We start from the raw sequence: 12,123 nt of genomic DNA, 5'->3' as shown, positions 1-12,123 counted from the left end.
TATTCCGCCGATGTAAACCTAAGATATAACTTTAATCAGTCGGACAAAATGCCTTTTATCCGATGGAACCGTTTTCCGCCCGAACGGAAATAAGCGGTTTTCCCCTGTAAACAGATAAAACCAACCGGGTATTCATACACAGCCAAAAAAAAGCCGTCCGAACCCAAAGGGGACAGACGGCCAAACACATTACGGGGAAAACGTCTTACTCAATAAGTCTGCGAAACAGACATTGCTAAAACAACTGCAATTATAAGGTAAGTTTTTTTTTGCAAAGAAATGTAAATTTTTAAATTTTTAAAACCGTTCCTCCGCATCCGTTTGGATGCCGTCTGAAACGGCGGCAGGGTTTTACCGTTCCGCGCCGCAAACCGGGCATTCGGGGTTGCGCGGCAGGTCGAAATATTGCCAGCCCCCTTCCAAGGCACGGTAAACCGCCAGCCTGCCGTGCGACGGTTCGCCCGCATCCAGCAGGATTTTCAGAGCCTCCGCCGCTTGGGTACTGCCGATGATGCCGACCAGCGGCGAGAATACGCCGAAGAGGGAACAGATGCCGTCTGAAGCCGATCCGCCGTCAAACAGGCAGGCGTAACACGGCGAGTCGGGCAAGTCGGGACGGTACACGGCAAGCTGCCCTTCAAAGCGTACCGCCGCCCCTGAAACCAGCGGTGTTTTCGCCTGCACGCAGGCACGGTTGACCGCCTGCCGCGTGGCGTAGTTGTCGCAGCAGTCTAAAACGATGTCGGCGGCTTGAACCAAACCGGTCAGGCGGCAGCCGTCAAGTTTTTCGTTGATGGTGCGGACATCGACAGTATGGTTGATATGGCGCAGACGGTCTGCCAAGGCTTCGGTTTTGAGTTTGCCGACATCGCCCTCGTCAAATGCGACTTGGCGTTGCAGGTTGTGCAGCTCGACCGTGTCGGAATCGGCTATGGTCAGCGTGCCGATGCCGGAAGCGGCGAGATAGGGCAGGGCGGCGGCACCCAAACCGCCGCAGCCGACGACCAAAATATGCGCGGCGGAAAGTTTCTGCTGCCCTTCGATGCCAATTTCGTCCAAGAGGATGTGGCGGCTGTACCGCAGCAGGAATGCATCGTCGTTGTCGTGTTCGGTCGTGGTCATGATGATGTTCGGAAAAAACAGTTGTGGGCGATTGTAACGCTGCCGTCGGGCGGCGTTCAACTTCAGACGGCATTTCGGGACACGGGCGGTTAAAGTGTGAACGGTTTGGCACGGATGCGGCATTTGAGGTACATTTACAGTATTTACGGCAATGAGAGAAAAATCATGCAACTGCATATTCTGAACAATCCAAAGGACGCGGCTTTGGCGGCGGACGCGGAATTTCTGAAACAATCCCTGTTCAACCTCCTGCACGAAGAAGCCTCGCCGTTGGTTGTCGAAACGGTCAAACTCTTGTCCACTTCCGACGACAGCGCGGCATTGATTGAAAAAGTATTGCCGCAATTGGACGAACAACAAACCCACGATTTAACCTTGGCCTGCGGCCTGTTCGCCCAGATTTTGAACATCGCCGAAGACGTGCACCACGAACGCCGCCGCCAAATCCACGAAGAAGCCGGACGCGGCGGCGCGGAAGGCAGCCTGACGGAAACCGTCCGCAGGCTCAAAGCGGGGAAAGCCGACGGCAAATCGGTGCAGCGGCAGTTGGACAATACGTCCGTTACCGCCGTTTTGACCGCGCACCCGACCGAAGTGCAACGCCAGACCGTCTTGAATTTCAACCGCCGCATCCGCGCGCTGCTGCCGCAACGCGAACGCTGTACCAATGCCGACGCGCTGGCACGGCTGCGCCGCGAAATCGACACTATCCTGCTGGGCTTGTGGCAGACCAGCGAAACGCGCCGCCACAAACTCAGCGTCAACGACGAAATCAACAACGGCGTGTCCATCTTTCCGATGAGCTTTTTTGAAGCCCTGCCCAAGCTCTACCGCAAGATGGAACACGACTTTCAGACGGCCTATCCCGATGTCCGCGTTCCGGACATCCTCAAAATCGGCGGCTGGATCGGCGGCGACCGCGACGGCAATCCGTTCGTTTCTGCCGAAACCTTGCGTTTTGCCTTCCGCCGCCACGCCGATGCCGTGTTCCGTTTTTACCGTGGCGAACTCGACAAACTCTACCGCGAACTGCCGCTCTCCATCCGCCGCGTCAAAGTCAACGGCGATGTGATGGCGTTGTCCGACAAATCGCCCGACGAAGAAACCGCCCGCGCCGAAGAACCCTACCGTCGCGCCATTGCCTACATTATGGCGCGCGCTATGGGCAAAGCGCGCGCGCTCGGTTTGGGTGTGGGCTGCAAATTCGGCTTTCTCGAGCCTTATGCTTCGGCACAAGAATTTCTCGATGATTTGAAAAAATTGCAACATTCCCTTATCGACAACGGCAGCCGCCTGCTTGCCGAAGGCCGTTTGGCAGACCTCATCCGTTCCGTATCCGTGTTCGGCTTCCACATGATGCCGCTCGACCTGCGCCAACACGCAGGCAAACACGCCGATGTGGTTGCCGAGCTTTTCCAACACGCAGGCTTGGAAGACTACAACAGCCTCAACGAAGAGCAAAAACAAGCCGCCCTGTTGCGCGAATTGAGCCATCAACGTCCACTGTACAGTCCGTTCATCACATACAGCGACCATACCCGCCATGAGCTGGCGATTTTCAACGAAGCACGCAAAATCAAAGACGAATTCGGCGAAGATGCCGTAACACAAAGCATTATTTCCAACTGCGAACAACCCAGCGACCTGCTCGCCTTGGCATTGCTGCTGAAAGAAACCGGCCTGTTGGCGGTGGAAAACGGCAAACCAAAAAGCCGCATCAATATCGTGCCGCTGTTTGAAACCATCGAAGCGCTTGAAAACGCCTGCCCGGTGATGGAAACGATGTTCCGCCTCGACTGGTACGGCGCACTGCTCGAAAGCCGGGGCAACATCCAAGAAATTATGCTCGGCTACTCCGACTCCAACAAAGACGGCGGCTACGTTACCAGCTCTTGGTGCCTCTATCAGGCGGAATTGGGCTTGGTCGAACTCTTCAAAAAATACGATGTCCGCATGCGCCTGTTCCACGGTCGCGGCGGCAGCGTCGGACGCGGCGGCGGCCCGTCTTACCAAGCCATTCTCGCCCAACCGGCGGGCAGCGTGGCGGGACAAATCCGCATCACCGAACAAGGCGAAGTCATTACCGCCAAATACGCCGACCCGGGCAACGCCCAACGCAACTTGGAAACCTTGGTTGCCGCGACTTTGGAAGCCAGCATCCTGCCGGATAAAAAAGACCCTGATGCCAAACTGATGCAGGATTTATCGGACGTATCGTTCAAATACTACCGCGAACTGATTACCCACCCCGACTTCATCGACTATTTCCTGCAAACCAGCCCGATTCAGGAAATCGCTACCCTCAACCTCGGCAGCCGTCCTGCCAGCCGCAAGACCTTAGCACGGATTCAAGACTTGCGCGCGATTCCGTGGGTATTTTCCTGGATGCAAAACCGCCTCATGCTGCCGGCTTGGTACGGTTTCGGCAGCGCAGTGGAAACATTGTGCGAAGGCAATCCCGACACACTGGCCGCGCTGCGCGAACACGCCCAAAGCAACCCGTTCTTCCAAGCCATGCTCTCCAATATGGAGCAAGTGATGGCGAAAACTGACATCACCTTGGCGGAAAACTATGCCGGCTTGAGCGAATCGCCCGATAAAGCAAAAGTCATCTTCGGGATGATCAAGGAAGAATACCGGCGCAGCCGCAAAGCCCTGCTCGACCTGCTGCAAACCGAAGAACTTTTGCGCGACAACCGCAGCCTCGCCCGTTCGCTTGCCTTGAGGATTCCATATCTGAACGCGCTCAACGGTTTGCAAGTCGCCATGCTCAAACGCCTGCGCAAAGAGCCCGACAATCCGCACGCCCTTCTGATGGTTCACCTGACCATCAACGGCGTGGCGCAAGGTTTGCGCAATACCGGCTGATAGTGCTGCATCGGGGCAAAATGCCGTCTGAACGCCTTTCAGACGGCATTTCCCTGACCGCACTTGCAGAGAAACACCGATTGTTTTAAAGTGAACGGCAGTGATATGTTGAAAGACGACCAATGAAAATTACCGTTATCGGCGCAGGTTCGTGGGGTACGGCGCTCGCCCTGCACTTTTCCCAACACGGCAACCGCGTATCCCTGTGGACGCGCAACGCAGACCAAGTCCGCCAAATGCAGGAAGCGCGTGAAAACAAACGCGGACTGCCCGGCTTTTCCTTTCCCGAAACCTTGGAAGTGTGTGCGGATTTGGCAGACGCGCTCAAAGACAGCGGACTTGTCCTTATCGTAACCTCCGTTGCCGGATTGAGAAGCAGCGCAGAGCTGCTCAAACAGTACGGCGCGGGACACCTCCCCGTCCTCGCCGCCTGCAAAGGATTCGAGCAGGATACAGGGCTGCTGACCTTTCAAGTATTGAAAGAAGTATTGCCCGACAATAAAAAAATCGGCGTACTCTCCGGCCCGAGTTTTGCACAGGAACTCGCCAAACAACTGCCCTGTGCCATCGTCCTCGCTTCCGAAAACCAAGAATGGGTCGAGGAACTTGTCCCACAACTCAACACTTCGGTCATGCGGCTTTACGGCAGCACGGATGTCATCGGCGTGGCGGTTGGCGGCGCGGTAAAAAATGTTATGGCGATTGCCACCGGATTGTCCGACGGTCTAGAGTACGGGCTTAACGCCCGTGCCGCACTGGTTACGCGCGGATTAGCTGAAATCACCCGCCTTGCCTCCGCAATGGGCGCACAGCCCAAAACCATGATGGGGCTGGCAGGCATCGGCGACCTCATCTTGACCTGCACTGGCGCACTCTCACGCAACCGCCGCGTCGGCTTGGGTTTGGCAGAAGGCAAGGAACTGCATCAGGTGCTGGTCGAAATCGGACACGTTTCCGAAGGGGTCAGCACGATAGAAGAAGTCTTCAATACTGCCTGTAAGTACCAAATCGATATGCCGATTACCCAAACCCTGCTGCAACTCATCCGTAAGGAAATGACCCCTCAGCAGGTCGTCGAAAGGCTGATGGAACGTAGCGCGCGTTTTGAATAAACAACAGACAGATGCCGTCTGAAGCCTTCAGACGGCATACGGACAGGTAAGGTTATGAAACAAAATATCGAAAAACTCGAAAGCAGCGTTTATACGCTGGTACAAAAATTCGAAACCCTCGTCAGCGAAAACCGCCGCCTCAAAGAAACCGTCGCCGAACTCAAACGGGCGCACGAGCGGCAAAAACTCGAACACGAAACCGCCGTCGACGAACTTAGCGAAGCCCTGCTCGTCCAAGTCGGCAAACTCAAAGAAGACCTGCAAAACAAAATTGACAGCCTGACAGAAGAAAATACACGATACCGCAGCCTGCTCGAACAGAGCAGGGAAAAAATCAGCGCACTGGCAGCGCGCCTCCCCCAACGGCAGGAAACGCAGCAATAAGGATTAAAGGATGAACATCGAACAAGTCCACATCGAAGTCATGCACGCCCGGCTGACCGTCAACACGCCGGCAGAAGAAAAAGACACACTGTTGCAGGCAGTCGGAATGCTCAACGGCAAAGCCGAAGCCATCCGCGAAGGCGGACGCGTCGCGGACAGCGAAAAAATCGTCATTATGGCCGCGCTCAACGTCGTCCACGACCTGTTGAAAACCTCCCTGAACGGCGGCGATTTGGCAATCGGCGATTTTGCGCGTAAAATAGCCGATATGGACAACGCCTGCCAAAAAGCACTATCCCGCTTGGCGCAGGAATAACCCCTTTTTCCCTGCGGTGTCCGCGAAGGCATATATTCCTTTGAACCAATAAGTTCGCTTAAGGTTGCCGGGAGCAGTAGTGGGCGCGAGCGTCCTTTTGCGGACGCACCCGAAACTACCCGAGGCAGCCGCCTTGTCAGCAAGGTTCAAGCGGATTCGGCCGAAACGGCTCTCGCGGGGATTCCCATTCAAAACCGCATCGCAACGATGCGGTTTTTCACATTGGCCGCCGCCCCGCCCGAAAAAGCAGTATGCAGTCTGCCGAAATCCGGAAAATCCTTCCGTAACGCGGTAATGCGATTGACAAAATCGAATCCTGTCTTTAAAATTTACAACTTTCTATATCTATCTGGATTTCCACTATGAAAACCTTTTCAGCGAAACCCCACGAGGTGAAGCGCGAATGGTTCGTCATCGATGCCCAAGACAAAGTCTTGGGTCGCGTTGCGGCCGAAGTCGCCAGCCGTCTGCGTGGCAAACACAAACCTGAATACACCCCCCACGTCGATACCGGCGATTACATCATTGTTATCAATGCGGACAAACTGCGTGTAACCGGTGCCAAATTCGAAGATAAAAAATACTTCCGCCATTCCGGTTTCCCAGGCGGTATCTACGAACGCACCTTCCGCGAAATGCAAGAGCAATTCCCGGGCCGCGCTTTGGAACAAGCTGTAAAAGGTATGCTGCCCAAAGGTCCTCTGGGTTACGCCATGATTAAAAAACTGAAAGTGTATGCGGGTGCGGAACACGCCCATGCTGCGCAACAACCCAAAGTTTTGGAACTGAAATAAGGACGCGACATGAACGGTAAATACTACTACGGCACAGGCCGCCGCAAAAGTTCAGTGGCTCGTGTATTCCTGATTAAAGGTACAGGTCAAATCATCGTAAACGGTCGTCCCGTTGACGAATTCTTCGCACGGGAAACCAGCCGAATGGTTGTTCGCCAACCCTTGGTTCTGACTGAAAACGCCGAATCTTTCGACATCAAAGTCAATGTTGTTGGCGGCGGCGAAACCGGCCAGTCCGGCGCAATCCGCCACGGCATTACCCGTGCCCTGATCGACTTCGATGCCGCGTTGAAACCCGCCTTGTCTCAAGCTGGTTTTGTTACCCGCGATGCCCGCGAAGTCGAACGTAAAAAACCGGGTCTGCGCAAAGCACGCCGTGCAAAACAATTCTCCAAACGTTAATGTTGGAAATTCAAAAAACCCTGCTTATCGCAGGGTTTTTTATTTGTAGTAGACGGTTCCCCATTGGCAATCTAAAGATTACAGATTGGGCAAAAATCAAAAACAGTATAGTGGATTAACAAAAATCAGGACAAGGCGACGAAGCCGCAGACAGTACAAATAGTATGGCAAGGCGAGGCAACGCTGTACTGGTTTTTGTTAATCCACTATACATGAAAAAATAGAAAAACTGCCGGGTATGGTTGAATAAGGGGTCAGACCGATTCCAGTTCGCTCAGTCCGGGCAAATCTGCAAAACCGCGTTCACGTATGATTTGGCAAAAGTTGTTCAGATAGCTCTTGTCCGTATCTTCAGTGCGGATGGCAGCATACAGTTTGCTTTGCAGTCCGTCGTCGGTAATCTGCCGGTGAACGACATAGCCTTTTTCAAGGTAGGGCATGACTGTCCAATAGGGAAGGGCGGCAATGCCACGTCTGCTGGCAACCAGTTGGATAATGGCGATGGTCAGTTCGCTGTGTCGGCGCGGCGGGTTGATGTTTTTCGGAATCAGGATTTTTTTGGGCAAATCCAGCATCTCGTCGGGAACGGGATAAGTAATCAGGGTTTCCCCGATAAAGTCTTCCGCCGTCCAAACGTTTTTGGCGGCAAGCGGATGGTCTGGTGCGCAAATGCCGACCATTTCGTAGGCAAACAGCGGTTGGAAAGAAATACCGTTTTGTTTTTCCGCTTCGGAAACAATGGCAAGGTCGGCACGGTGTTGCAGCAGCAGTCCGACGGGATCCGCTTGGAATCCCGATACGATATCCAATTCGACTTGGGGCCACATCGGGCGGAATTCGCCCATGGCGGGCATCAGCCAGTCGAAACAGGTATGGCATTCGACGGCAATCCGCAGCTCTCCCGCCTCCCCTTCTGTGATTCGCGCCAAATCTCGTTCTGCAACAGCAACTTGAGGTATCAGTTCGTGGGCGAGGCGCAGCAGCCTTTCGCCCACCGGGGTAAAGCGCAAGGGCGTGGATTTGCGTTCGAACAGCGGCGTGCCGTAGTGGTTTTCGAGCATACGGATCTGGTGGGAAAGGGCGGATTGGGTAAGGAAAACCCGTTTGGCGGCAAGGGAGACGCTGCCGGTTTCTTCAAGTGCCAGCAGGGTTTTGAGGTGGCGCAATTCGATAATGGAATCCATGGGGCTTCAGACGGCATATTGAACCGGCGCATATTAAAATAATTCATATGCGGGTGCAAATCGGAAAAATGTGAATTCCGGACATTTTGCGATTAGAATGCCCGCTTGTTTAAAGCGATTAGGAAAAAAGATGGTATTGCGCAGGGATTTTCTGACTTGGTGTAATGAAACATTGCAGACAGCGTTGTTTAAAGATTACGCCCCTAACGGTTTGCAGGTTGAAGGGAGGGAATATATCGGGAAAATCGTTACGTCGGTAACGGCAAGCAGGGCAGCGATTGATTTTGCTGTGGAGCAGAAGGCAGATTTGCTTTTGGTACATCACGGTATGTTCTGGAAAAACGAGTTGCCGACCGTTACTGGTTGGAAAAAAGAACGGATTGCCGCACTGTTACGGCACGACATCAATATGGCAGGCTACCATCTGCCCCTGGATGCACATCCCACACTGGGCAACAATGCCCAACTCGCCGACAGATTGGGTTTTGCGACAGAAAAACGGTTCGGCGAACAAAACCTGCTCAACTCGGGCAGCCTGAAACAAGCCAAGACACTCGGCGCATTGGCGGCGCATATTGAAACAGTTTTGCAACGTAAGCCTGTCGTCATCGGCAAACCCGAACGCGAAATCCGACGGGTTGCATGGTGTAGCGGCGGGGCGCAGGGGTTTTTTCAGACGGCAATAGACGAAGGTGTCGATCTGTATTTGACGGGGGAAATCTCTGAAGCTCAATACCACCTTGCCAATGAAACGGGTACGGCTTTCATTTCGGCAGGGCATCACGCGACGGAACGTTACGGCGTACGCGCGCTGGCAGAATCGGCGGCAGAGGTTTTCGGGTTGGAAGTGTGCCATTTTGACGAAAACAATCCGGCTTGAGTCTTGAGAAATATCATAAAACTTTACCTTATTTTAAATAATGCTTTGAGTATCACTGCAAACTGGGTAAAATTGCAACGTTTAATGGCTCGGTATTCCCAAAATATTAGGACGACTGAATAATGGATAATCAAGAAATCAACAACGGCCGCCGCCGTTTCCTGACACTCGCGACCTGCGGCGCGGGCGGAGTGGCAGCATTGGGTGTGGCAACGCCGTTTGTGGCCAGTTTTTTCCCTTCGGAAAAAGCCAAGGCCGCCGGTGCTGCCGTCGAGGTGGATGTCAGTAAAATCGAAGCGGGTCAGTTGCTGACCGCCGAGTGGCAAGGCAAACCGATTTGGGTGCTCAACCGTACAGATCAGCAGCTTAAAGACCTGAAAGGCCTGAACGGCGAACTTACCGATCCCAATTCCGATGCGGAACAGCAGCCGGAGTATGCTAAAAACGAGACCCGTTCGATTAAGCCGAACATCCTTGTCGCCATCGGTATCTGCACCCATTTGGGCTGCTCGCCCACCTTCCGTCCCGACATTGCCCCTGCCGATTTGGGTGCAGACTGGAAAGGCGGCTTCTTCTGCCCCTGCCACGGTTCGAAATTCGACTTGGCCGGCCGCGTATATAAAGGTGTTCCTGCCCCGACCAACCTGGTTGTCCCGCCATATAAATACTTGAGCGACACAACTATCTTGGTGGGCGAAGACTAAGAATAAGGAACGATAATTATGGCAAACCAAACCAATAGCAAAGCAAAAGCATTGTTAGGCTGGATGGACGCTCGTTTCCCCCTGTCTAAAATGTGGAATGAGCATTTGGCTCAATACTACGCACCGAAAAACTTTAATTTTTGGTACTACTTCGGCTCTTTGGCCCTGCTTGTCCTCGTGATTCAAATCGTCAGCGGCATTTTCCTGACCATGAACTACAAACCCGACGGCAACCTGAACGCCTACCATCTGCCTGCTGCCTTTACTGCAGTCGAGTACATCATGCGCGACGTGTCCGGCGGTTGGATTATCCGCTACATGCATTCCACCGGCGCATCTTTCTTCTTCATTGTTGTTTATCTGCACATGTTCCGTGGTTTGATTTACGGTTCGTACAAAAAACCCCGTGAGTTGGTGTGGATTTTCGGTTCTCTGATTTTCTTGGCATTGATGGCGGAAGCCTTTATGGGCTACCTGCTGCCTTGGGGTCAGATGTCCTTTTGGGGTGCGCAGGTAATTATTAACCTGTTCTCCGCCATCCCTGTTATCGGTCCGGATTTGTCCACTTGGATTCGCGGCGACTTCAACGTTTCCGACGTTACCCTGAACCGCTTCTTTGCCCTGCACGTTATCGCGGTACCTCTGGTATTGCTCGGCTTGGTTGTGGCGCACATCATCGCCCTGCACGAAGTGGGTTCTAACAACCCTGACGGCGTTGAAATCAAGAAAAACAAAGACGAAAACGGTATCCCGCGCGACGGTATCCCATTCCATCCTTACTATACCGTTAAAGACGTCTTGGGTGTGGTTGTATTCCTGATTGTCTTCTGTGCCGTATTGTTCTTCGCACCGGAAGGCGGCGGCTACTTCCTCGAAGCGCCGAACTTCGATGCGGCAAATGCGCTGAAAACACCTCCGCACATTGCGCCGGTATGGTATTTCACACCGTTCTACGCCATTTTGCGTGCGATTCCCTCGTTCTTGGGAACGCAGGTTTGGGGTGTAATCGGTATGGGCGCGGCGGTCGTGTTGATTGCCCTGCTGCCTTGGCTGGATAGGGGCGAGGTGAAATCCGTCCGTTACCGCGGCCCGATTTTCAAAACCGCATTGGTCTTGTTCATCATTTCCTTTATCGGTTTGGGTATTTTGGGCGCGATGGTGGCAACCGATACGCGTACTTTGGTCGCGCGCATCCTGTCCTTCGTCTATTTCGCATTCTTCCTGGGTATGCCGTTCTATACCAAGCTGGATAAAAACAAACCGGTTCCCGAACGCGTAACCATGAGCACCGCCAAACAAAAAATCATGTTCTTTGTTTACGTCGGCATTACCGCCGTGGGTGCTTACCTGTTTGCAACCAACATCTGATGAGGGCAGTCAAAATGAAACAAGCTATGAAAAATTGGTTTGCTGCCTTGCTGTTGGCAGTACCCATGGGTGCGGCATTTGCTTCGGGCGGTCATGCACACTATGAGAAAGTCGATATCGATTTGCGCGACCAAGTCAGCCTGCAGCGCGGCGCACAAATCTTTACCAACTATTGCCTGTCCTGCCACTCGGCAAGCGGTATGCGTTTCAACCGTTTGAAAGACATCGGTTTGACTGACGAAGAAATCAAGAAAAACCTGATGTTTACCACCGATAATGTCGGCGATGTCATGCATTCGGCGATGAACCCGAAAGATGCGGCAAAATGGTTTGGTGCTGCTCCGCCCGATTTGACATTGATTGCGCGTTCCAAAGGTGCAGACTACCTTTACGCTTATATGCGCGGCTTCTATAAAGATCCGACCCGTCCGAGCGGCTGGAACAATACTGTATTCGATAAAGTCGGTATGCCCCACCCGTTGTGGGAACAGCAAGGCGTTCAAGCCGTTGAGTTGGATGCCAAAGGTCAGCCGGTTATGGTAAAAGACGAACACGGCGAGATGAAGCCTAAGCTGTATTGGGAATCTACCGGTTTGCACAGCCGCCGTCTGCCTAACGGCAAAGTGATCCAAAAAGAGTACGACGCATATGTACGCGATTTGGTCAATTACCTTGTGTACATGGGCGAACCTGCACAACTGCAACGCAAACGTATAGGCTATGTCGTGATGATTTTCCTATTTGCGGTTATGCTGCCTTTGGCGTATTTCCTGAAAAAAGAATATTGGAAAGACGTACACTAAGCGTTTGGAACAAAAGGGCAAATCCTTTAGGGTTTGCCCTTTTTTCATTTTGCCTGCCGTTTGAAAAGCCTGAATCCGTATGCCGTCTGAACATAGCTGCAACATTTCAGACGGCATCATTCTAAAAATGTCAGACATCGGGAACTTAATCAGGGTTTGTGGCAGATTGATATTGAATTAGGAAAA

At 53.0% G+C, this 12,123-nt stretch carries 12 protein-coding genes and 1 other RNA gene; 11 read left to right on the top strand and 2 right to left on the bottom strand.

Annotation, left to right across the window (positions count from 1 at the left end; translation table 11 throughout):
- Positions 1-351: 351 nt before the first annotated feature.
- A complete protein-coding gene (locus tag IUJ45_RS05800) occupies positions 352-1,245 on the bottom strand; it encodes a HesA/MoeB/ThiF family protein (RefSeq protein WP_033913015.1) in 894 nt (297 codons plus the stop codon).
- A gap of 42 nt (positions 1,246-1,287) precedes the next feature.
- Between IUJ45_RS05800 and ppc the strand changes: the two genes are divergently transcribed.
- From ppc to rpsI, 7 genes are all read left to right on the top strand, one after another.
- On the top strand, positions 1,288-3,990 hold the full coding sequence (ppc, locus tag IUJ45_RS05795) for a phosphoenolpyruvate carboxylase (RefSeq protein WP_082308648.1): 2,703 nt from the start codon (positions 1,288-1,290) through the stop codon (positions 3,988-3,990).
- A 122-nt stretch (positions 3,991-4,112) separates the two neighbouring features.
- Positions 4,113-5,102: an NAD(P)H-dependent glycerol-3-phosphate dehydrogenase gene (locus IUJ45_RS05790; protein WP_082308647.1), complete on the top strand. Its 990-nt coding sequence runs from the start codon at positions 4,113-4,115 to the stop codon at positions 5,100-5,102.
- A gap of 54 nt (positions 5,103-5,156) precedes the next feature.
- Positions 5,157-5,486 carry a hypothetical protein gene (locus IUJ45_RS05785; protein WP_002233231.1) on the top strand — a complete coding sequence of 110 codons (330 nt, stop codon included), beginning with the start codon at positions 5,157-5,159 and terminating at the stop codon, positions 5,484-5,486.
- A 10-nt stretch (positions 5,487-5,496) separates the two neighbouring features.
- A complete protein-coding gene (locus IUJ45_RS05780) occupies positions 5,497-5,802 on the top strand; it encodes a cell division protein ZapA (protein WP_002215011.1) in 306 nt (101 codons plus the stop codon).
- Positions 5,803-5,807: 5 nt separating this feature from the next.
- Positions 5,808-5,987, top strand: a non-coding RNA gene (ssrS, locus tag IUJ45_RS05775) — 6S RNA.
- A 177-nt stretch (positions 5,988-6,164) separates the two neighbouring features.
- Positions 6,165-6,596 carry a 50S ribosomal protein L13 gene (rplM, locus tag IUJ45_RS05770; protein ID WP_002215010.1) on the top strand — a complete coding sequence of 144 codons (432 nt, stop codon included), beginning with the start codon at positions 6,165-6,167 and terminating at the stop codon, positions 6,594-6,596.
- A gap of 9 nt (positions 6,597-6,605) precedes the next feature.
- Positions 6,606-6,998 (top strand): 30S ribosomal protein S9, encoded by a 393-nt coding sequence (rpsI, locus tag IUJ45_RS05765; protein ID WP_002215008.1) that lies wholly within the window; start codon positions 6,606-6,608, stop codon positions 6,996-6,998.
- Between the two features lie 254 nt (positions 6,999-7,252).
- Here the strand turns inward: rpsI and IUJ45_RS05760 are convergent, their stop codons facing one another.
- Positions 7,253-8,182: a LysR family transcriptional regulator gene (locus IUJ45_RS05760; RefSeq protein ID WP_002237388.1), complete on the bottom strand. Its 930-nt coding sequence runs from the start codon at positions 8,180-8,182 to the stop codon at positions 7,253-7,255.
- A gap of 130 nt (positions 8,183-8,312) precedes the next feature.
- Here IUJ45_RS05760 and IUJ45_RS05755 point away from each other — a divergent pair, with 130 nt between their 5' ends.
- The 4 genes from IUJ45_RS05755 (at position 8,313) to IUJ45_RS05740 (ending at position 11,937) form a co-directional block, all read left to right on the top strand.
- Positions 8,313-9,062 (top strand): Nif3-like dinuclear metal center hexameric protein, encoded by a 750-nt coding sequence (locus IUJ45_RS05755; RefSeq protein ID WP_002215006.1) that lies wholly within the window; start codon positions 8,313-8,315, stop codon positions 9,060-9,062.
- Positions 9,063-9,184: 122 nt separating this feature from the next.
- Positions 9,185-9,766, top strand: coding sequence for a ubiquinol-cytochrome c reductase iron-sulfur subunit (petA, locus tag IUJ45_RS05750; protein ID WP_002215005.1), 582 nt, complete (start codon positions 9,185-9,187; stop codon positions 9,764-9,766).
- A gap of 18 nt (positions 9,767-9,784) precedes the next feature.
- Positions 9,785-11,134, top strand: coding sequence for a cytochrome b (locus tag IUJ45_RS05745; protein ID WP_002224163.1), 1,350 nt, complete (start codon positions 9,785-9,787; stop codon positions 11,132-11,134).
- A gap of 14 nt (positions 11,135-11,148) precedes the next feature.
- The gene (locus IUJ45_RS05740) at positions 11,149-11,937 is read left to right on the top strand and encodes a cytochrome c1 (protein ID WP_002218184.1); all 789 of its coding nucleotides are present in this window, start codon (positions 11,149-11,151) and stop codon (positions 11,935-11,937) included.
- Positions 11,938-12,123: the final 186 nt, after the last annotated feature.

The sequence above is a fragment of the Neisseria meningitidis genome (genome assembly GCF_022869645.1).
Taxonomy (GTDB): Bacteria; Pseudomonadota; Gammaproteobacteria; order Burkholderiales; family Neisseriaceae; genus Neisseria; species Neisseria meningitidis.
The sequence above is the reverse complement of the archived record's forward strand: the minus strand, read 5'-3'. Positions and strand labels throughout refer to the sequence as shown.

Coding starts and splice junctions, on each gene's coding strand:
- IUJ45_RS05800 (WP_033913015.1), bottom strand. CDS start 1,245: ATGCCGCATCCGTGCCAAACCGTTCACACTTTAACCGCCCGTGTCCCG.
- ppc (WP_082308648.1), top strand. CDS start 1,288: ATGCAACTGCATATTCTGAACAATCCAAAGGACGCGGCTTTGGCGGCG.
- IUJ45_RS05790 (WP_082308647.1), top strand. CDS start 4,113: ATGAAAATTACCGTTATCGGCGCAGGTTCGTGGGGTACGGCGCTCGCC.
- IUJ45_RS05785 (WP_002233231.1), top strand. CDS start 5,157: ATGAAACAAAATATCGAAAAACTCGAAAGCAGCGTTTATACGCTGGTA.
- IUJ45_RS05780 (WP_002215011.1), top strand. CDS start 5,497: ATGAACATCGAACAAGTCCACATCGAAGTCATGCACGCCCGGCTGACC.
- rplM (WP_002215010.1), top strand. CDS start 6,165: ATGAAAACCTTTTCAGCGAAACCCCACGAGGTGAAGCGCGAATGGTTC.
- rpsI (WP_002215008.1), top strand. CDS start 6,606: ATGAACGGTAAATACTACTACGGCACAGGCCGCCGCAAAAGTTCAGTG.
- IUJ45_RS05760 (WP_002237388.1), bottom strand. CDS start 8,182: ATGGATTCCATTATCGAATTGCGCCACCTCAAAACCCTGCTGGCACTT.
- IUJ45_RS05755 (WP_002215006.1), top strand. CDS start 8,313: ATGGTATTGCGCAGGGATTTTCTGACTTGGTGTAATGAAACATTGCAG.
- petA (WP_002215005.1), top strand. CDS start 9,185: ATGGATAATCAAGAAATCAACAACGGCCGCCGCCGTTTCCTGACACTC.
- IUJ45_RS05745 (WP_002224163.1), top strand. CDS start 9,785: ATGGCAAACCAAACCAATAGCAAAGCAAAAGCATTGTTAGGCTGGATG.
- IUJ45_RS05740 (WP_002218184.1), top strand. CDS start 11,149: ATGAAACAAGCTATGAAAAATTGGTTTGCTGCCTTGCTGTTGGCAGTA.